General features: G+C 72.5%; 18 protein-coding genes. 11 read left to right on the forward strand and 7 right to left on the reverse strand.

Translation table 11 applies throughout. From position 1 onward, the window contains the following. Window positions 1-47: 47 nt before the first annotated feature. Complete coding sequence (locus tag HUO13_RS05000) at window positions 48-1,010, reverse strand: ABC transporter ATP-binding protein (RefSeq protein ID WP_211900305.1); 963 nt, start codon at window positions 1,008-1,010, stop codon at window positions 48-50. Then, window positions 1,010-2,053, reverse strand: a complete 1,044-nt coding sequence (locus tag HUO13_RS05005) for a LolA family protein (RefSeq protein WP_211900306.1) — start codon at window positions 2,051-2,053, stop codon at window positions 1,010-1,012. The genes HUO13_RS05000 and HUO13_RS05005 overlap by 1 nt, the downstream gene beginning before the upstream one ends. A 163-nt stretch (window positions 2,054-2,216) precedes the next feature. Here HUO13_RS05005 and HUO13_RS05010 point away from each other — a divergent pair, with 163 nt between their 5' ends. The 3 genes from HUO13_RS05010 to HUO13_RS05020 all read left to right on the forward strand — a co-directional run bounded on the left by HUO13_RS05010 (window position 2,217) and on the right by HUO13_RS05020 (window position 5,683). Next, entirely contained in the window at window positions 2,217-2,900 is a 684-nt protein-coding gene (locus HUO13_RS05010) for a response regulator transcription factor (RefSeq protein ID WP_249124459.1), read from the forward strand. Continuing rightward, complete coding sequence (locus HUO13_RS05015; RefSeq protein ID WP_211900308.1) at window positions 2,897-4,285, forward strand: sensor histidine kinase; 1,389 nt, start codon at window positions 2,897-2,899, stop codon at window positions 4,283-4,285. The genes HUO13_RS05010 and HUO13_RS05015 overlap by 4 nt, the downstream gene beginning before the upstream one ends. Before the next feature lie 549 nt (window positions 4,286-4,834). Next, on the forward strand, window positions 4,835-5,683 hold the full coding sequence (locus tag HUO13_RS05020) for an NUDIX domain-containing protein (RefSeq protein WP_249124460.1): 849 nt from the start codon (window positions 4,835-4,837) through the stop codon (window positions 5,681-5,683). A 287-nt stretch (window positions 5,684-5,970) separates the two neighbouring features. Here HUO13_RS05020 and HUO13_RS05025 read toward each other — a convergent pair whose 3' ends face one another. Then, window positions 5,971-6,576: a Uma2 family endonuclease gene (locus HUO13_RS05025; protein ID WP_211900309.1), complete on the reverse strand. Its 606-nt coding sequence runs from the start codon at window positions 6,574-6,576 to the stop codon at window positions 5,971-5,973. A gap of 203 nt (window positions 6,577-6,779) precedes the next feature. After that, window positions 6,780-7,745 carry a tryptophan--tRNA ligase gene (gene trpS, locus HUO13_RS05030; RefSeq protein ID WP_211900310.1) on the reverse strand — a complete coding sequence of 322 codons (966 nt, stop codon included), beginning with the start codon at window positions 7,743-7,745 and terminating at the stop codon, window positions 6,780-6,782. A 415-nt stretch (window positions 7,746-8,160) separates the two neighbouring features. Between trpS and HUO13_RS05035 the strand changes: the two genes are divergently transcribed. Then, window positions 8,161-8,469 carry a YciI family protein gene (locus HUO13_RS05035; protein ID WP_211900311.1) on the forward strand — a complete coding sequence of 103 codons (309 nt, stop codon included), beginning with the start codon at window positions 8,161-8,163 and terminating at the stop codon, window positions 8,467-8,469. A gap of 339 nt (window positions 8,470-8,808) precedes the next feature. On the opposite strand, the gene HUO13_RS05040 is transcribed toward HUO13_RS05035, so the two are convergent. Beyond that, entirely contained in the window at window positions 8,809-9,180 is a 372-nt protein-coding gene (locus HUO13_RS05040) for a hypothetical protein (protein WP_211900312.1), read from the reverse strand. Between the two features lie 319 nt (window positions 9,181-9,499). On the opposite strand from HUO13_RS05040, the gene typA reads away from it, so the two are divergent. From typA to dapC, 7 genes are all read left to right on the forward strand, one after another. Further along, window positions 9,500-11,425: a translational GTPase TypA gene (gene typA, locus HUO13_RS05045; RefSeq protein ID WP_211900313.1), complete on the forward strand. Its 1,926-nt coding sequence runs from the start codon at window positions 9,500-9,502 to the stop codon at window positions 11,423-11,425. 321 nt (window positions 11,426-11,746) lie between these two features. Continuing rightward, entirely contained in the window at window positions 11,747-13,495 is a 1,749-nt protein-coding gene (locus tag HUO13_RS05050; protein ID WP_211900314.1) for an ABC transporter family substrate-binding protein, read from the forward strand. Between the two features lie 48 nt (window positions 13,496-13,543). Then, the gene (locus HUO13_RS05055; protein ID WP_211900315.1) at window positions 13,544-14,683 is read left to right on the forward strand and encodes a threonine synthase; all 1,140 of its coding nucleotides are present in this window, start codon (window positions 13,544-13,546) and stop codon (window positions 14,681-14,683) included. A gap of 125 nt (window positions 14,684-14,808) precedes the next feature. Further along, on the forward strand, window positions 14,809-15,720 hold the full coding sequence (mshB, locus tag HUO13_RS05060; protein ID WP_211900316.1) for an N-acetyl-1-D-myo-inositol-2-amino-2-deoxy-alpha-D-glucopyranoside deacetylase: 912 nt from the start codon (window positions 14,809-14,811) through the stop codon (window positions 15,718-15,720). Next, window positions 15,717-16,097 carry a hypothetical protein gene (locus HUO13_RS05065; RefSeq protein ID WP_211900317.1) on the forward strand — a complete coding sequence of 127 codons (381 nt, stop codon included), beginning with the start codon at window positions 15,717-15,719 and terminating at the stop codon, window positions 16,095-16,097. Before mshB ends, HUO13_RS05065 begins: the two co-directional genes overlap by 4 nt. Window positions 16,098-16,328: 231 nt before the next feature. Next, entirely contained in the window at window positions 16,329-16,649 is a 321-nt protein-coding gene (gene fdxA / locus HUO13_RS05070; RefSeq protein ID WP_211900318.1) for a ferredoxin, read from the forward strand. After that, on the forward strand, window positions 16,646-17,767 hold the full coding sequence (gene dapC / locus HUO13_RS05075; RefSeq protein WP_211900319.1) for a succinyldiaminopimelate transaminase: 1,122 nt from the start codon (window positions 16,646-16,648) through the stop codon (window positions 17,765-17,767). Before fdxA ends, dapC begins: the two co-directional genes overlap by 4 nt. A 114-nt stretch (window positions 17,768-17,881) precedes the next feature. Here the strand turns inward: dapC and HUO13_RS05080 are convergent, their stop codons facing one another. Together HUO13_RS05080 and HUO13_RS05085 are read right to left on the reverse strand one after the other, a co-directional pair. Further along, a complete protein-coding gene (locus HUO13_RS05080) occupies window positions 17,882-18,766 on the reverse strand; it encodes an NAD(P)H-binding protein (protein WP_211900320.1) in 885 nt (294 codons plus the stop codon). A 183-nt stretch (window positions 18,767-18,949) separates the two neighbouring features. Beyond that, the gene (locus tag HUO13_RS05085; RefSeq protein ID WP_211900321.1) at window positions 18,950-19,894 is read right to left on the reverse strand and encodes a CHAD domain-containing protein; all 945 of its coding nucleotides are present in this window, start codon (window positions 19,892-19,894) and stop codon (window positions 18,950-18,952) included. Between the last annotated feature and the right edge of the window lie 23 nt (window positions 19,895-19,917).

Raw genomic sequence — 19,917 nt, forward strand, 5'->3', positions numbered from 1 at the left:
ACTCAGTCCGCGAGGACTGAATCTCCCGCGTTCACGCGGGAGAGAAGTCAAGTTGCCTCCTCGGTGAGCTGGGCGAACAGGTCCTCCAGGCCCGCCCGGCCGCGGCGCGCTTCGTGCACCCCGACCCCTGCGTGCACGAGGGCGGCGATGACCTCGGGCGGGTCGACGTCGGTCAGCTCGACGCGCAGCGCACCGTCCTCCTCGCGGGCCGCGATCCCCTGGTCGCGCAGCGCGTGCAGGCCGCCTTCGACGTCGGCGGTGGACACCACCAGGTGCGGCCTGCCCGACTCCAGAAGCTCCCCGAGATCGCCCTGGGCGACCAGCGATCCCCGGTTCATCACCGCGACGTGCGTGCACGTCGCCTCCACCTCGGACAGCAGGTGCGACGACACGACCACGGTCGTGCCCACCGAGTGCAGGCCGGCGATGATCCGCCGGATCTCCCGCGTCCCGGCGGGGTCCAGGCCGTTGGTCGGCTCGTCGAGCACAACCAGCTCGCGCGGGACCAGCAGCGCGGCGGCAAGCCCCAGGCGCTGCTTCATGCCCAGCGAGTAGCCCTTGTACCTGCGGTGCGCGGCAGCGGTGAGCCCGACGCGTTCGAGCGCGTCGGCCACGGCGTCCCGCAGCCTGCCGTTGGCGAGCGCGGGTTCCATCGCCGCGCAGCGCATCAGGTTCTCCCGCCCGGACAGGAAGGGGTGGAAACCGGGACCCTCGACCAGAGCCCCGACGCCGGGCAGCACGTGCGCCGCCCCGTCGGGCACCGGGTGGCCGAGCACCTCGACCGTGCCCGCCGTCGGCCGGGTCAGCCCCAGCAGCATCCGGATCGTGGTCGTCTTCCCGGACCCGTTGGGGCCCAGGACGCCGACGACCGCGCCGCGCGGGACGGTCAGGTCCACCCCGGCGACGGCGACGGTCTCCCCGTAGGTCTTGCGCAGGCCCGCCGTGCGGGCGGCGAAACCGCCCGCCGGGGCGGCGGTGGCCACCCCGGCGGACTCGACGACTCCGGTCATCACGCGTTTCCGAGCGCGGCCGTCAGCACCTGCTCCGGGACCGCGCCGGCGACGGCGCGACCGTCGGAGGTAACCAGCGCCGAACCGGCCTTGGTCTGGATGAGCCAGCCCTGGCCCCACGGGCCGCTGACCGGCCTGCCGATCTGCTCGACCATGGCCATCGGGTTGCCCTCGGCGCCCTCGCCCTTGGGCAGCTCGGTCCGCACGACCGTGTCCCAGCCGTCGCCGATGACGGTCGGCTCGGGGTGCTCGGCACCCGGGCCGGGCTTGCCGTGCGGCCCGGTCTCCTCCGCCTCGCGAACCTGCGCGCCGGGGGGAGCGGTGAAGCGGAACAGCGCCGGGTCGGGCTGCGCCAGGTCCAGGCTGGAGAAGCCGACGTGCAGCGCGGGGCTGTCGGAGCCGTTGGTGCCGACCGTGACCGCGAGCGGGATGCGCTTCTCGGCGTCCACGGCGATCCGGATCTCGCGCAGCACGGTCCGCTCGGTCGGCTTCGGCTTCAGCACCAGCTCGTAGGCGTCGCGGCCGGCGACGCTGGCGGTGCCGTCGACCGACACCTCGCTGGTCTGGCGCACGGCGTCGATGAGCTGCCGCGACATCGCGGCCGGGTCGGCGGGCGCCTTGTGCTCCGGCGCCGGAGCGCGGTCGTGGGGGGCCCTGGTGACCGTGCGCTCCGCCGAGTCCCAGCTCCACACCGTCGCGCCGTCGTCGACGATCGTGTTCTCGCCCGCCGAGGACGGCAGCGACACCCGGTGCCTGCTCTGGCCGTCGGTCCACACCTGGAAGGCGCTGTGGCTCTGCGAGAGCACGGAGGTGCTCGCGTCCTGGCCGGGGATCATCGGCAGGCCCAGCGCGTTGTCGACCTCCACCGTGCCGGACAGGGCGGGCGGCGCGGCCGTCATCACCGACTCCACCAGCGCCTCCGGCGCGACCGGCGGGAGCACGGGATCGGCGCCCGCACCGGTCGGCAGGGCCAGCGCGGTGAGCCCGGCGACGCCGGCCACCACCCCTGCCGTCGCGGTGAGCGTGACGTGGTTTCGTTTCATTGGACTGTCTCCTGTCGCTGTCCGTTCCCCCTGCGGGAGCCGTGGCTCCCGGACTGCCAGAGTGACCCGCCGACGCTGAGAAGAGCCTGAGACCTGCCTCCGCAGCTGAGAACTCTCTTAGAGACGGTGCACGACGGACCCCGACCTCGGCATGCTGAGAACCATGGCGGCGCGGGTGTTGGTGGTCGACGACGAACCGGGAGTCCGCTCGGCGCTGCGCCGGGGGCTGTCGGCCGAGGGCATGGACGTCACGGTCGCGTCCGACGGGGTGGAGGCCCTGCGCCTGGCGAGCACCGGCGCGTTCGACGTCGTCGTGCTCGACATCATGCTGCCGGAGCTCTCCGGCTACCGCGTGCTCGAACGGCTGCGCGCGGACGACGTCGCAACGCCCGTCCTGCTGCTGTCGGCCAAGGACGGCGAGGTCGACCAGGCCGACGGGCTCGACCTGGGCGCCGACGGCTACCTGGTCAAGCCGTTCTCGTTCCTGGTGCTCGTGGCCCAGATCCGGGCCCTGCTGCGGCGCGGCGAGGCGGCCGGGCGCGGTGAGCTGCGCGTCGGCGAGCTGCTGATCGACCGCAGCAGCCGCGAGGTGCGCTGGGCGGGCACCGAGGTGTCGCTCTCGCCCCGTGAGTACGGGCTGCTCGTCGCGCTCGCGGGGCGTCCCGGGGCGGTGGTGTCCAAGGAGGACCTGCTGCGCACCGTGTGGGGCGAGGACCAGTTCGTCACGCGCAACGTCGTCGAGGTTTACGTCGGTTACCTGCGCCGCAAGCTGACCGCCGCCGGGGCCGGGCACCTGGTGCAGACGGTGCGCGGCCACGGCTACCGGGTCAGCGACGAGCCGTCGTGATCAGGCTGCCCCGTCCAGTGCGGTCGTGGTGGTCGCGCCGCACGATCCAGTTCCGGACCAGCGCGGTCGCCACCGTCGTCGCGCTCTGCGCCCTGGGCGCCATCGCGCACGCCAGCACCGGCTTCGTCGGCTGGCTGCTGCTCGACTCGGTCGACACCGACCTCCGGCGCAGGGCCACGGCGGCCACCTCGCAACTGGCCTCGGGCGCGGACCCCGCCGCGCTGGTCGGACCCGACCTGCGGGTGCTCGACGTCGCGGGCACCCCCGTCGACGGCCTGCCCGCGCGGGCGCTCGGCGGTCGCGAGATCGACGACCTCAAGGAGGGCGAGGGCGTCATAGAGCACCGCGACCACGCCGAGTGGCGCCGCTGGGTGGGCGCGGTCGTCCCCGACCCGCGCGGCGAACCTCGCCTGGTGCTGGCGGGCACGCCGCTCGTCGGGTACCGCGACACCCTCAGCACCGCGGGGAACTTCCTCGTCTTCGGCTCGATCCTGTCGGCGACGACGATCGGCCTGGCCACCTGGATCGTCGTGCGCCGCTGCCTGCGCCCGGTGGAGCGGCTGCGGGTGGCGGCCGGGACGCTGCCGGAGGGCGAGCGGCTGCCGGTGCCCGAGGCCGACGACGAGCTGCGGGCGCTCGCCGAAGCGCTCAACAGCATGCTCACCCGCCGCGACGCCGACACCGAGTGGCTGCGCCGCTTCACCGGCGACGCCGCGCACGAGCTGCGCAACCCCGTCTCGGCGATCCGCGTGCAGGCCGAGGTCGCGGTGGTGCACCCCGACCCGGAGCAGGCGCAGGAGGCGCTGCAGGAGATCGCCGACGAGGCCAAGCGGCTCTCCGATCTGGTGGACGGGCTGCTGGCGCTGGCCCGCGCGGAGCGCGGCAGCCAGCCACCGCCGCGACCGGTGGACCTGGTGTCGGCCGTGCGCGCGGCGGCCGACAGGGCGAACATGCGGGGAGTCCGGCCACGGGTCCAGGTCGAGACCTCGGCGGCGGCGCTGGTGGTCTCCGCCAGCCCCTACGAGGTGGCCACCGTCCTGGACAACCTCGTCTCCAACGCCCTGCGCTACGCCCGCGCACTGGTCCGGGTGTCGCTGCTGCCCGCGGCGGACTCCGTGCGGCTGCTGGTCGACGACGACGGCCCCGGCATCCCCGCCGAACACCGGGCACAGGTCTTCGACCGCTTCCACCGCGTCGAGGCCGACCGGGCGCGCAGCACCGGCGGCAGCGGCCTCGGGCTCGCACTGGTTGCCGAGGCCGTCCGCCGCCGCGGCGGCACCGTCCGCGCGGGCGAGTCGCCCGAGGGCGGAGCCCGCATCGAGGCACGCTGGCCCCTTTCGGGTCCCCTCCTGCCCGCCGTTCGCCGCGACGACGGGCGGCGGTAGCGACGGGGGAGTGGCAGGGCGCTGTGAGGCGACCGCGGCGGTCGGGCGGGCTGTGAGACGGCGGCGCTGGGGCGGGCTGTGGGGCGACGGCCGCGGGGGCGCTGTGGGGCGATGGCCGCGGGGGCGCTGTGGGGCGACGGCCCGCAGGGGCGCTGTGAGATGGCGACAGCGGTAGGAGGCGCTGTGAGACGACGGCGACGGTGACAGGCGCGTTGTCCCGCGCCCTTCCGCACGGGAGCCGTCAGCGGCCAGGGCCGAGCGCTTGAGCCCTGCGCGCCACGAGCCGTCGCCGGTCGGGCGCTCCGTCGTCCGTTCTCGCCGCTGATGTCCCTGGCCGGAGGGTCTTCGTATGTACACGCCGTTGGCGTCTGCGGTCGGGCGGCCCGTTCTTCGTTCTCGCCGTTGACGTTCCTGGTCGAGCGGACCCTCGCCTGTCCACGCCCGGGTCGTCGCCGGTGGTCCTCCCCACCAGCCCAGGTGTCCGGCGCGGTGTGGTCATCGCCCATCTCACCACCTGGACGGAGTCCCGGTGGGGCAAGATGTCGTCACGTGCCAGTCTTGCGAACCACGGGCCTGATCGACGCGCCGCTGCCGACCGTCGGAGGTGCGCTCCGCGACATCCCACTCGCCGAACACGCGCTGGCCGGGCTCGGGGTGCGCGCCCGCGTGGTGGGGAAGGCGTCGGCGCTGCTCGTGCCGGGGGACGAGCTTGCGTTCCGGATGCCGGTGCTCGGAGTGCCGGTCTCGCTGCGCACGCGGATCGTCCGGGCCGATGCGGACGCCCTCACCTCAGTGCTGGTCGCCGGGCCGCTGCGGGAGCTGCGGCACGAAGCGGTTCTCGCCGCCGTCGGTGACCGCACCCTGATCACCGACTCGGTGCACTGGACGACGCCGCTCGGCGGAGCCGGGCGTCTGGCCGACGTGGCGCTGTTGCGCCGCAAGGTGCTCGCAGTGCAGGCCCAGCGAATCAGGGCCGTGCGGGAGCTGGCCGAGTCGTGGGCGGGCCGGAAGGTCGTCGTCGGCGCCGCGATCGTCCGAAGTGGACTCCTGCTGGCGCAGCAGCGCCGCTATCCCGCCGACCACGCGGGCCGCTGGGAGTTGCCAGGTGGCCGGGTGGAGCCAGGGGAGGGAGAACGCGACGCGGTCGTCCGGGAGTGCAAGGAAGAACTCGACGTCGAGGTGCGGCCCACAGGTCGGGTCGGCACCGACGTGCCCCTGTCGAACGGGATGATCCTGCGGATCCACAGCGCCGAACTGGTCGACCCGGCAGCGGCCCCGAAGGCCGTCGAGCACCACGACGTCCGCTGGGTGAAGGCGGCGGACCTGCCCGCCCTGGACTGGCTGGACGCCGACCGAGTCCTGGTCCACTCACTCCGGGAACTGGTCGGGAAGAGCTGAAGCAAGGGCCAGATCACTGCCCAGATTTCCGCCCGCTGGCAACGCTTCCGCGGAGGAGGACCGCCCGGCCTGCTCCGCTCTGCGCCGCGAACCGCCGGCCCGGCTTGCCCACCGGATTCCGTTGGGTTTGCGCTGGTTTCCCAACCGCCGGCCCGGCGTGCCCACTGGACCCCGTTGGGTGTGCCCTGGTTTCCAAACCGCCCGGCCCGGCTTCCCCGGCCCCCAGCCGCCGCCCGGGCCCCGCTCCGCAGCCCCGGCCCACCAGCCGCCGGACGCTCCCACAGCCCTCAGGGCTCGAGGAGTTCGCCCGGGTCGAAGGACAGCTCGAACGGCAGGTCGGTTTCGAAGCGCTGCCCGTCGAGAGCCTTGGCCTGATCGCGGTATTCGCCGTCCACAAGCCGCAGCAGCTCGACCTCGACTCGCTGGCGCGCGTACGAAACCTCCACGCGCATGAAGTACGGGATGCCCGCCTGAGCGCAGAGCGCCGGCTTGTCGATGCGGTCGTTCTTCCGGCTGGACGGTGACACGCATTCGCCGACGAGCAGTGCTTCCCCGGCCGGAACCCACACGCGTCCGTGCCCCGACTTCACGAGCACGGCGAAGTCCGGCTCGATCCATCTCTGCTGGTCCAGCTGCAGGTTCACCGTCAGGTAGAAGCGGTTTCCATTCGCCGCTGCCGCCGGTTCCAGGAGCTTTCCCAGCATCCACACGGCGAACATGTTTGCGGTTCCTTCACGCGGGCTCACGATCAGCTTTCCGTCCAGGCACTCGTACTTCGCCGGAGGCATCCCCGGGATCGGCAGGTACCGGTCGGCGAGCTCGGGTGTCCACAAGCCGTCGAGATCGACCAGCGGGTCGAACCTGGCAGTCGGGTCGAACGCTGGTGCGGCCATGACAGCGCTCCTCTCGAAAACCCACGTTTGCCCTTGGTCCACCACAGTACCCATGCATCCAGGTTGGCGGGACCGCTCAGGGGAGTGCCATGAATCGGATCAAGATCCACTCGAACTGGTGAACGAATGCTGCTGCAAGCGCCCTGACCCGCTTCGCCGCAGGTCAGGGCGCTTCGCCCGTCATCGGCGCAGCCCGCGGCCCTTCAGCGCAGCCCCGCGACGCGCAGCGCGGCCTCCAGCCGCGGGCGCGCGCGCTCCGCCGCGCGCTTCGCGCCGTGCGCCCGCACGCGGTCGAGCTCCGCGGAGTCGTCGAGCAGCTCCCGCGCGCGTTCGCGCACGGGCCGCAGCTCCTCGACGACCGCCTCCGCGACGGTGTCCTTGAGCTCCGCGTACGAGCCGACCGAGTCGGCCGCGGCGTACGGGCTGGTGCCCTTGCACGCCGCGAGGATCTCCAGCAGGTTCGCGACCCCGGGCTTGGCCTCGGGGTCGTAGCGGACCTCGTCGCCGCCGTCGGTCACCGCCCGGCGGAACTTGCGGCGGATCGCGTCGGGCTCGTCGAGCACGAACACGCTGCCGGGGGACTGCTGCGAGGACTTGGCCATCTTGCGGCTCGGGTCGCCGAGGTCCCGGATCCTCGCCGCCGTCTTGGGCACCACCGCGCGCGGGACGACGAACACCTCGCCGTAGTTGGAGTTGAACCTCCTGGCCAGGGTCCGGGCCAGCTCGACGTGCTGGTCCTGGTCGGTGCCGACCGGCACCTCGGACGCGCCCTGCATCAGGATGTCGGCGGCCATGAGCACCGGGTAGGTGAGCAGGCCGACGCGGACCGACTCCTGGCCGGCGCCCTTCTCCTTGAACTGGATCATGCGCGCCGCCTCGCCGTAGGTGCAGGTGCACTCGAGCACCCAGTTCAGCGCGCCCAGCTCGTAGGCGAGGTCGGACTGCACGAACACCGAGTCCGGTTCGATGCCCGCGCCGAGCAGCACCGCGAACACCTCGCGGGTGAGCGAGCGCAGCCGCTCCGGGCGGTGCGGCGCGGTCATCGCGTGCAGGTCGGAGACGAAGAACAGGTCCTCCGGCTCCCGCTCGGCCGCCCACCGGCGGACCGCGCCGAGGTGGTTGCCGAGGTGCACGTGGCCGGAGGGCGTGATGCCGGATAGACGGGTCATGATGATCTCCTGGTGTCCGGGCCGCCACCAGGATGACCGCGATTCGCGCCGGCCGCCTGATGGCGGCCGGTTCGCGTTGGTCAGTGCGCGATGCGTCCGGGCCGCCCGTGGGCGGCCCACCACATGCTCAGGTGCTCGCGCATGTCCGGAAGCTTACCGCTCGGCAAGTGGCGGCGGTCAACCGTTCCGCGTGCGGTGGCGGACCGCGTCGACCCGGAATGTGCATCAGCCGGCGCCGGAGAGTGGCGTCCGAGAGCGCCGGAAACGGCGTCCGGAAGTGCCGAAAGGCATGCGCGGTCACCGAAAGCGCATCCGCGGATGATCGGAAAAGTCCGGTAGTTCCCGCCCGGACACCCGCGGGAATTCGGCGGCCGGGTTGGCGGCGGTGTGCCGGTGCCGGAGTTACCTTGAAGATATGTACGTGGTTCTGCTGAATTACACGGCCCCGCAAGCAGACATAGACGCATGGCTGGTGGATCACTACGAATGGGTCACCCAGCACTACGACGCGGGCGACTTCATCGCGACCGGGCATCGCAGGCCGATGGCCGGGGCTGTGATCATCGCCAGGGCGATGCCCCGCGGCAGGCTGGAGGCGATCCTGGCCACCGACCCGTTCGCCCTGCACAAGCTGACCCGGCACGAGGTGATCGAGTTCCAGGCCCTGCGGACGGTGCCCGAGCTGGCCAGGTACGCCGACCCCCTGGCTCCGGCGGGCGAATAACCGCATCGAGAAGACCGCGCCCCGGCGCCGGCGCCGAGGCCATGTGAATTCGCGTGCCTTTTGATGGAATTGTCCGAATGTTCCAGGTGAATCCGTCCGCGCCGGAACTGATCGCCGAAGTCCTTTTTCGCCGGAATCGATCTCGGCCGAATTGATCTCGACCTGATCGATCTTGCCGCCACCCCGGTCCGGCGGGGATTGATCTTGCCGCTTCCCCGTCCGGTCGGGATTGATCCGCCGCCACCCGTTCGGCAAGAATTGATCTTGCCGCCACCGGTCCTGCCGGAGTCGATCTCGCCACGACCGGTCCGCGGAGCTGAGTTGCGGAACCGGCCGGGGCTACTTCTTGCCCGTGCCCTTCTTGCCCGGCTTCTTCTTGCCGGACTCCTTCCGGTCACGGTCCTTCGCGGCGGCCTTCTTCGCGGCCTTCTTGTCGCTCTTCTTGCCGTCCTTCTTCGAGTCGTGGCCGTCGTCGCCCTCGGCGCCCAAGCCGTTGCCGTCACCTGGCTCGGCCTCCCAGCCGGCCAGGTCCGCGTCCGCGGCGGGGTCCTTCGCGGCCTTGTCCGCGTGCTTGCGCGCCTTCTTGCGCTCCTTGCGCAGGTCCTCGGCCTTCGCCTCGCGAAGGATCTCCCGCAGGACCACGATCGGACAGCTCTTGCACGGTGGCCGCGAACGGCAGCACTTGCTCTTGACCTTGATCGTCTTGCCCACGCTGCTCTGGTCTTTCCGGTCCTCGGGTGCGTCGGCGGACAGGGTAGGCGAACCTAACCCGTTCGGGCGAACTTGATGTTGGGAGCGGTGTTGGATGTTGCGCTGAGCACGTGTCGGCGGTCTCGCAATCACCTTGCACTACGCTGGAGCGAGCCGCGCGTCGACATCGCGCCGCACCGCCGGGCCCCGGAGGTGCCGTAAATCCGCTCCGCAGCGGCGACCAACACAGCGGAGCCGCGGCCGAACCCGAGTCGACGAGAACCGCCGCAGCCAGGATCGACTCAGTTCGCCCACCTTCCAGTTCGACAGGAGTACCCGCGTGTCCGCCACGAGCGTCGCCCCCACCCAGCAGGTACGCAGCGACCTGCGCAACGTCGCCATCGTCGCGCACGTCGACCACGGCAAGACGACCCTGGTCGACGCCATGCTGCGGCAGTCCGGCGCCTTCTCCGAACGCGCCGAGCTGGTCGACCGCGTGATGGACTCCAACGACCTGGAGCGCGAGAAGGGCATCACGATCCTGGCCAAGAACACGGCCATCCGCCGGATGACCCCGGACGGCCCGGTGACCATCAACGTGGTGGACACCCCCGGCCACGCCGACTTCGGCGGCGAGGTCGAGCGCGGCCTGTCCATGGTCGACGGCGTGGTGCTGCTCGTCGACGCCAGCGAGGGCCCCCTGCCGCAGACCCGGTTCGTGCTGCGCAAGACGCTGGCGGCCGGGCTGCCGGTGATCCTGGTCGTCAACAAGGTCGACCGCCCCGACGCCCGGATCGCCGAGGTCGTCGACGAGGCCCACGACCTGCTGCTGGACCTGGCCTCCGAGCTCGACGGCGAGGGCGGCGGCGTCGACATGGAGCAGATCCTGGACCTGCCGGTGATCTACGCCTCCGCGCGCGCCGGCCGGGCCAGCCTGACCGCCCCCGGCGACGGCGACCTCCCAGCCGACGAGGACCTGACCTCGCTGTTCGACGTGCTGCTGGAGCGGGTGCCCGCACCGGTCGCCGAGACCGACGCGCCGCTGCAGGCCCTGGTGACCAACCTCGACGCCTCCTCCTTCCTCGGCCGGATCGCGCTGTGCCGGATCCACTCCGGCACGATGCGCAAGGGCCAGACCGTCGGCTGGTGCCGCGCGGACGGCACCGTGGAGAAGGTCAAGCTCACCGAGCTGCTGATCACCGAGAACCTGGACCGGGTGCCGGCGGCGGAGGCCTCGGCGGGCGACCTGGTCGCCATCGCGGGCATCCCCGACATCACCATCGGCGACACCCTGGCCGACCCCGAGGACCCGCGTCCGCTGCCCCGGATCACCGTCGACGACCCGGCGATCTCGATGACCATCGGCGTCAACACCTCGCCGCTGACCGGCCGCAACGGCGGCACCAAGGTCACCGCCCGGCTGGTCAAGAACCGGCTCGACGCCGAGCTGATCGGCAACGTCAGCGTCAAGGTCGTGCCGACCGACCGCCCGGACACCTGGGAGGTCCAGGGCCGCGGTGAGCTGGCGCTGGCGGTGCTGGTGGAGACGATGCGCCGGGAGGGCTTCGAGCTGACCGTCGGCAAGCCGCAGGTGGTGACCAGGACCATCGACGGCAAGCTCTGCGAGCCCTTCGAGCGGCTGACGATCGACTCGCCGGAGGAGCACCTCGGCGCGATCACCCAGCTGCTGGCCGGCCGCAAGGGCCGGATGGAGACGATGGACGGCCACGGCACCGGCCGGATCAAGCTGGAGTACGTGATCCCGTCCCGCGGCCTGATCGGCTTCCGCACCGAGTTCCTCACCGAGACCCGCGGCACCGGCATCGCCAACCACGTCTTCGAGGGCTACTTCCCGTGGGTGGGCGAGCTGCGCACCCGGCACAGCGGCTCGTTGGTCGCCGACCGCTCCGGCTCGGTCACCAGCTACGCGATGCTCCAGCTGGCCGACCGCGGCAGCTTCTTCGTCGAGCCCGGCGCGGAGGTGTACGAGGGCATGGTCGTGGGGGAGAACCCGCGCGCCGAGGACCTCGACATCAACGTGACCAAGGAGAAGAAGCTCACCAACATGCGCTCGGCCACCGGCGACGAGCTGGAGCGGCTGGCCCGCCCGCGCAAGCTCGGGCTGGAGGAGGCCCTGGAGTTCTGCTCCGGTGACGAGTGCGTCGAGGTCGGGCCGGAGGCGATCCGGGTGCGCAAGATGATCCTGGACAGCACCACCCGCGGCCGCGAGCGCTCCCGCCAGAAGGCCCGCGACAACCAGGCGTAGCGGCGGCTTGCCGGGTGGCAGGCCCGGCCGCTGCGTAATGTGGGAGGACGAGCCGGCCGGCTCGTCCCGCCCGCGGGTGGACGCCGGGATGGACGGCGCCGGGCGGCCACGGCGGCACCCGAGACCCACCGGTCCTTCTTCACGCCTTCGGGTGGTTGACATGCCGCGCTGGTCAACGCTGCGCGGTGGCCCCCGGTGTCGTCCACCGGATCGGCGGAAGCAACCATGGGGGACTTCGGCACGTCCATTACCGCGAGAGCGCGGTTGGCTGTCTCGGACGCACCTCCGGCCGGTGGTGCGGTGAGGGGAGGTTCGTACGTCGTGTCGCACGGTCGACGCCGCCCGTTCACCGCGGCCGTTCTGCTGGTGGCGCTGCTGAGCTCGGTCGCGGCCTGCACCAACGCACCGCCGCCGCCCCTCGTGCAGCCCACGACCACGGCGCCGGAGACCACGTCGTCCTCGGGCCAGCCGATGCCGACCGAGGTCGTGGTGGGGCTCGATCACCTGGAAGGCGGCTTCAACCCGCACACGCTGGCCGACCTCTCGCCGACCTCGTCGGCGCTGTCGAGCCTGATGCTGCCGTCGGTGTTCCGCCCGGCCGCCGACGGCTCCCTGCAACTGGACACCACGCTGATGGAGTCCGCCGAGGTGGTGCCGGAGGCGGGCAAGTTCACCGTCCGCTACCGCATCCGCAAGGAGGCGGGCTGGTCCGACGGGGCGCCGATCGCCGCCGAGGACTTCGTCTACCTGTGGGAGCAGCTGCGCTCGCAGCCCGGTGTCGCCGACCCGGCCGGATACCAGCTCATCGAGGACGTGGCGTCGCGGCAGGCGGGCAAGACCGTCGAGGTCACCTTCGCCAAGCCGTTCCCCGGCTGGAAGACGCTGTTCAACAACCTGCTCCCGGCGCACCTGCTGCGCGACGCGCCCCGCGGCTGGGCGACCGCGCTGGACGAGGGCTATCCGGCTTCCGGCGGGCCTTTCGCCATCCGCCAGGTGGACCTGGACCGCGGCGAGATCATCCTGGAGCGCAACGAGCGCTGGTGGGGCACGCCCGCGGTCTCCGACCGGATCGTGTTCCGGGCCGCCGACAAGCAGGGCCAGCTATCCGCGCTGCGCAGCGGTGACACGCATCTGGCCGTGTTCGGCGCCGACACCGCGACCATGAACGCGCTGCGGGAGATGGGCGACCGGGTGCAGCTGATCACGGTGCCCAGGCCCGCGACCATGCAGCTGCTGCTGCGTCCCAGCAGCAGGCAGCTCTCCGACGTCCGGGTCCGCAACGCCGTCGCCGCCGCGCTGGACCGGGGCGCGTTGATCGACGCGGGCACCGGCGGCGGCCCCGCCGACCAGTTGCAGGCGCACGCGCAGGTCCTCGCGCCGTCCGAGCCCGGCTACGTCCCGACCGAGCCCGCGGGAGCCTTCCCCGAGCGGCCCGACCCGGCGCGGGTCGACCGGCTGCTGAGCGAGGCCGGCTACCAGCGCGTCGGGGGTGTGTGGTCGCGCGACGGGCGTCCGCTGAACCTGCTGATCGCCGCTCCCTTCGAGCACGAGCAGTACGTGCGGATCGCCGAGGCCGCCGCGCGGCAGCTGCGTGAGCAGGGCATCCAGGCGACCGTGACGACCCCGACCGGCGACCAGCTCTTCGGCGAGATGCTCGCGGCCAACCCGAAGACCGAGGACCCGGGTTCGGCGGTGTCGGTCGACATGGCGATCGCGCCGCGGCCCGCCGGTGGTGATCCGGCGGCGATGATGGCCGCCTCCTTCGGCTGCCCCGGCGTCGCCCCCGACAGCGAGCAGCCCTTCCCCTACAACGCGGCCGGATTCTGCGATGAGCTGCTGCAGCCGACGGTCGACGCCGCGATCACCGGGCGGCTGCCGTTCGCGGCGGCCTCGGCACGGGTCGAGCCGGCGGTGTGGAACGCGGCGGTCGCGGTGCCGCTGTACCAGCAGGCGCAGGTGCTGGCCCTGGGCCGCGACGTGCGCGGGGTGCAGCCCGGCCACGGCTTCGCCGGGCCCTTCTCCACTGCCGACCAGTGGCTGGGGACACCGGCCAAGAACGACGGCTGGTAGCTCACCAGCCGTGAACGGGCACGACCGGAATACGTGAGGAGTGGGCGGGTGCTGCGGGGCTTGCGTTGTGTCCGGTGCGGCGAGCGGACCGGGCTGCGGTACGACACCTCGGGATGCTCCGGCTGCCGGGCCGCGGGCGTGCCGTCCGCGCTGGTCGCCGACCACGACCTGAGCGGGGTCGACGGCGCGGCGCTGTGGGCGGAGTGGTCGCGCCGGAGGCCGGGCCTGTGGTCGCACCACGAGCTGCTGCCGGTCGACGCGGCGAAGGCGGTCACGCTCGCCGAGGGCGCGACGCCGCTGCTCGAACTGGACGGGGGCGTGCTGCTCAAGGACGAGCGCCGCAACCCCACCGGCAGCTTCAAGGACCGGTTCTTCACCACCGCCGTGTCGTGGGCCCGAGAGGCCGGCGCTAGCACGGTGGCGGTCGCCTCCAGCGGCAACGCCGGTGTCGCGGCCGCCGCCTACGCCGCCGCTGCCGGGCTGGAGTCGGTGGTGGTCACCACCGGCGAGATCAGCGGCACCGCGAGCGGACTGGTCCGCAGGTTCGGCGGGCGGCTGCTGTTCGGCGACACCCCCGAGCAGCGCTGGGCGATCCTGCGCGAGCACGCCGACGAGTGGACGGTGCTGACCAACACCTCCGAGGTCCCGGTCAGCAGCCTGTGGGTCGGCGTCGAGGGCTACAAGACGATCGCCTACGAGATCGTGCGCGACCTCGGCGACGTGCCGGAGGTGGTGCTCGCGCCGGTGTCGCGCGGCGACGGCTTCGCCGGGATGTGGCTGGGGTTCCAGGAGCTGCAGGCGCTCGGCGTGGTGTCGAGGACCCCGAGGATGGTCGCCGTGGAGCGCTACCCGTCGCTGAGCCGGGCCCTGCGCGAGGGTGCCGAACCGCCCCCGGCCAACGACGTCACCGGGCCGGTCGAAGCCACCTCGATCAGCAACCCGCAGGCCACCGTCATGTCGCTGCGGGTGATCCGCGAGTCCGGCGGCACCGCCGTGGCGTGCACCGACGCCGACCTGCACGAGGCGGCCGAGCGGCTGGGCAGGGCCGGTGTCGGGGCGGAGCTGAGCTCGGCCGCGGGGTTGGTCGGGATCGACGCGCTTCGCCGCGACTCGCTGCTGGAGCCGGGCGACCGGGCGGTCGCGCTGGTGACCTCGCACGCCGCGAACCAACCCGGCACCCTCCGATGACGCAACCGCCGCTGGATCGTTCGGCCGTATTCCGTTGCGCCTGGCAGCGCTCTCGTGAAACGGACGTTCAGGTCAATGCCGCTACCTTCCGCCGACGCCCGCACCTCGCCAACTAGGCTGGACCGGTGACGCTGACGGCCCCACCGCGGTTGCTGCTGGTACACGCACACCCCGATGACGAGACCCTCTGGACCGGCGGGACGATCGCCCGCTACGCCGCCCGCGGAGTGCAGGTGGTCGTTGTGACCTGCACCCTCGGCGAGGAAGGCGAGGTCATCCCGGAGAACCTGCGCGGCCTGGCCGCCGACCAGGCCGACCAGCTCGGCGGCTACCGGGTCGGCGAGCTGCGCTCGGCGTGCGCCGCGCTGCGCGTCGCCGACCAGCGGTTCCTCGGCGGCGTCGGCCGCTGGCGCGACTCCGGGATGCTCTGGGAGAAGCCGGGGCAGGCCGGCGCGCTGCCGGACGCGCATCCGCGCGCCTTCGCCGTCGGCGACGCCGAGGAGCAGGCAGGCGCCCTGGAGGAGCTGCTGCGGGAGTTCCGGCCGCAGGTGGTGGTGACCTACGCCGCCGACGGCGGCTACGGCCACCCCGACCACATCCGCGCCCACGAGGTGACGACGGCCGCCGCCGCGAAGGTCCCGGACGTGCTGCGGGTCTTCCACGCCGTACCCTCGCAGGGCGTGGTGAAGGAAGGTCTGGCGGCGCTGGCCGAGGCCGAGGGGATGCCCTTCGAGCTGCCCGAGCCGCACGAGCTGCCAGGGGTGCCCGACGAGGGGATCACGACCGTGGTCGACGTCGGCGAGCACCTGCCCGCCAAGATCAGCGCGCTCCGGGCGCACGGCACCCAGGTGAAGATGTGGCTGGAGCAGTGGAACAACGGCGCCGGGGTGGCCGCGTACGCGCTGTCCAACGGCGTCGCGCAGCCGGTGGTGAACACCGAGCACTACGTGCTGGCGAGCGGTGACCCGCAGGGCTGCGAGACGGACCTGTTCGGCGGACTCGGCGTGAGCGGGACCGAGCCGGTGGGCGCCCGTTGACGGCTGCCGACCGGGTCCTGTTCGGCTTCCTGCTGCTCGACGCGCTCGTCCTGGCCGTCACCGAGCTGCTGTTCCTGCCGTTGTGGATCGGCCCGGTGAAGTTCCCGATCATGGCCGCGGTGGCCGCGGTCACCACTCCGCTGCTGGTCTCGGCGGCGGGCAGGCTCTCGCACCACCGCAGTGTCGCCGCCGCGCCGCTGGTGGTGTGGTTCCTCGCGGTGTTCGTGTTCGGGCTGTTCGGCCCGGGCGGGGACGTGGTGCTCGTCGGCGACTGGCGTGCGCTGCTGTTCATCGCGGCCGGCGCGTTGCCGAGCGCGATGATGCTGGGCATCGTGCTGGCCCGCAACGCCGTCGAGGCCGGGCGGGCGGCGCACTGACCTGACGGTGTGTCGAACAACACTCCGCCGTCGCTCCGTCGCTGGTCACCTGGTCGAACGATCAAGGTGACCTGCCCGGTACACGCCGTTGACGCCGTCGTGTGGTGCCGGAACCCGCTCCACGTCGTGGGACCAGTTCCCCGGCCAGCCGGGCTCGGGGGATACTGTCAGCAGCCGCGCCGGGAGATTCCTCGCGCGGGTACGACAAACGCTTCAAGCAGGAGAGCAACCGTGACCTACGTGATCGCCGAGCCCTGCGTCGACGTGCTCGACAAGGCATGCATCGAGGAGTGCCCTGTCGACTGCATCTACGAGGGTGGGCGGATGCTCTACATCCACCCCGATGAGTGCGTCGACTGCGGTGCCTGCGAGCCGGTGTGCCCGGTGGAGGCCATCTACTACGAGGACGACGTCCCGGACGAGTGGGCCGCCTACACCAAGGCGAACGTCGACTTCTTCGACGAGCTCGGTTCGCCCGGCGGCGCGGCCAAGGTGGGCAAGGTCGACCGCGACGTCGAGCCTGTCACCAGCCTGCCCCCGCAGGGCGAATGACATCGGGGACCGGCCCGGCCGCGTCGTCGGCCGGGCGCCGCGGTCCGAGCCTGCCGGACTTCCCCTGGGACTCGCTCGCCGGGCAGAAGGCGCGGGCCCAGGCGCACCCGGACGGCATCGTCAACCTCTCGGTGGGCACACCGGTCGACCCGGTGCCCGCGCGGCTGCGCGAGGCGCTGGCTTCGGTCTCGGACCGCCCCGGTTACCCGGCCACGCACGGCACGCCGGAGCTGCGCGCCGCTGCTGTGGGGGCGCTGGAACGGCGGTTCGGGATCCGGGGCGTGGACCCGGAAGCGGTGCTGCCGACCATCGGCTCGAAGGAGCTCGTCGCCTGGCTGCCGATGCTGCTGGGCGTCGGGGAGGGCGACGTCGTCGCGATCCCCGAGCTGGCGTATCCGACCTACGAGGTCGGCGCGAAGCTGGCGGGCGCGACCGTCGTGCGGCTCGGACCGGACGACCCGCCACCGCCCGGAACGGCGCTGCTGTGGCTGAACTCGCCTTCCAACCCGACCGGACGGGTGCTGGAGGCCGAACGGCTGCGCGCCTCGGTGCGAGCGGCGCGCGAGCTGGGCGCGGTGGTGGCCTCCGACGAGTGCTACCTGGCGCTGGGCTGGGACGCCGACCCCGTGTCGGTGCTGCACCCGTCGGTGACCGAGGACCTCACCGGGGTGCTCGCGGTGCACTCGCTGTCGAAGTCGTCGAACCTCGCCGGCTACCGGGCCGGGTTCGTCACCGGTGACCCGGCGCTGGTCAAGCGGCTCCTGGAGCTGCGCAAGCACGCGGGCATGATCGTGCCGAGGCCGGTGCAGGAGGCGGTGACCGCCGCCCTCGACGACGACGAGCACGTGCGCGTGCAGCGCGAGCTGTACGCGGCCCGGCGAGCGGTGCTGCGTCCCGCGCTGGAGGCCGCGGGCTTCACCGTCGAGCACTCCGAGGCGGGCCTGTACCTGTGGGCCACGCGCGGGGAGCCGGCGTTGGAGACCGTGGACTGGCTGGCCGAACGCGGCATCCTGGTCGCCCCGGGCACGTTCTACGGACCGGCCGGCGAGCGTCACGTGCGGATCGCGCTCACCGAGTCCGACGAGCGCATCGACGCCGCCGCGAAGCGGCTGGGGTAGCCGCCGCCCGCCGCGTAGCGGCGGCAACACCTCCCTGGCCTTTCGCAGTCGCAGTCGCACCAACGGCCAAAACCTGAGAGCCGCGGAGCTGCGGAGTCCGCAGTTGCGCAGCTGTCAGGTTTGGGGCCCTGTTGCGTGTGTGGTTGGGGAAGCCTGAGAAGTGTTGCCGCCGCGATGCGGCGGGCCCCAGACACCGGTCTCGGCGACCCGTTCGACGTAGGACTCGAAGTCCCGGGGCGCGTGCCCGGTGACCGCGCGGACGTCATCGGTGGGTGCGGCGACGTGCCCGCTGCGCACCAGGTCCCACAGGGAGGCGAGGAACCTCGCTTCGGCCTCCGCGACGCCCTGCGCCACCTGCGCGGCCACGTATTCCTCGGTCGGGAGTTCGACGTAGCGGATCGTCCGGCCGGTGGCCTTCCCGATCAGCTCGACCGCCTCGCGGAAGCCGATGCCGCGCGGGCCGGACAGCTGGTAGACCCTTCCGGCGTGGCCGTCCTCGGTGAGCGCCGCGACCGCGACCTCGGCGATGTCCTCGACGTCGATGGTCGGCTCCGGCTCGTCGCCGAGCGGCAGCGCCACCTCGCCTTCGCGGACCGGGTGCAGGAACACGTCTTCGTCGTAGTTCTGGTGGAAGTTGTTGGCCCGCAGGATCGTCCACTCGGCCTCCGTCGCCCGGACCGCGTCCTCGGCCGTCTTCATGCCGGGGATGGGGAGAAAGTCGATGCCGCGGCCGGAAAGCACCACGAAGCGCCGGACACCGGCGGCCACCGCCTGGCGGACGAACGGGTCGATGGGGGCGGGGTCGTCCGGTACGACCAGGTAGACGGCCTGGACGTCGGCCAGCGCGGCCGGCCACGTCGAGGGGTCGTACCAGTCGAAGCGGACGTCGCTCGAACGGGAAGCGGCGCGCACCTGGTGCCCGGCAGCCCGCAGCCGGGTCACCACCCGGCGTCCGGTCTTGCCCGTCGCGGCCAGGACGAGGATCGGTGGTTGTGTCATGAGCGTCAGTCAACCTGGCCGCGGTTGGACGGAACATGGTCGAAGCGCGCTATTTCATGTCTGTTCGTCTACGGGTTCGCGGCTGTCGAGTTTGGGGCCGTGGCTGCGCTTGCGGTCGGGAAGGGCCAGGGACGTGTTGCCGCCGCTTTGCGGCGGTGCCGCCGCGTCGCGGCGGTGCCACCGCTACGCGGCGGTGGCGCGTTTGCTGAGCTCCTTCCACGCCGTCGGCCACTCGGCGCGGCGATCGCGGCGGCGGGCAGCCTCGCGCTCGACGAGCCGTCCGGCCACGAACGCCACGGCACCGTCCGCGCCGTCCCCGAGTGCGTGCAGTAGGTCGCGCAGCCGCTGCTCGGCGACGCACGCGTCCTGGTGTTCGCCGAGCACGTCCTGGAACCGCTTCGCGGCCTTCAGCAGCGGTTTGACGTCGAGCGCGGACTCGGCCAGCTCGGCGGTGTAGCGCAGGCGCTTGCCGCGGATGCGCAGCGCGTGCAGCTCCGCGTCGGAGGGGTCGTCGCCGAGCTTGCCCACCGCCTTGCGCAGCTTCCGGTACTCCTTTGCGACCAGGCGTCGCAGCTCGTCCGGTCCGTCCACATCGGACTTCGGCGAGGGCAGTTCGGTGCGCACCGCGGCGGCCAGCTCGCGCACCAGCTCCACGTAGCGGTCGCTGTCCAGCGCCGCGAGCAGCTCGAAGCGGGCCTCGCCGTGCTCGACCTCCAGGCCGGAGAGCAGCCGGGCCGCCGCTGCGCGCTCCTCGGCGTCGAGGTCGGCGCTTTCCTGGCGCAGCCGGTCGATCAGCACGTCGAGGTCGCGGACCGGGCCCAGCGCGCGGCCGAGCCAGCCCAGCTCCGCGCGCAGCGGCTCCGACCAGTCCTGGTCCAGGAACGGGCGGCCGGATCGGAGCATCGCCCGCATCCGCCGCACCGAGACCCGCATCTGGTGCAGTTCCTCGGGGTCCTCGCCCAGCCTGGTGCCGGGGTCGTGCCGGACCATCGCGCGCAGCCGGACGTCCAGCCCGGCGCGGACGTGTTCCCTGACGGGTGCGTCGCGACCAGCGGTGATCGGCTCGTCGAGACCGATCGCGCCCGCCACGTCACGGCTCTGCCAACCCTGCGTCCCGGTGGAAACCATTCCCGATTATAGGAACGGCGGGC

The sequence above is a fragment of the Saccharopolyspora erythraea genome (genome assembly GCF_018141105.1).
In the GTDB taxonomy this organism is placed as follows: Bacteria; Actinomycetota; Actinomycetes; order Mycobacteriales; family Pseudonocardiaceae; genus Saccharopolyspora_D; species Saccharopolyspora_D erythraea_A.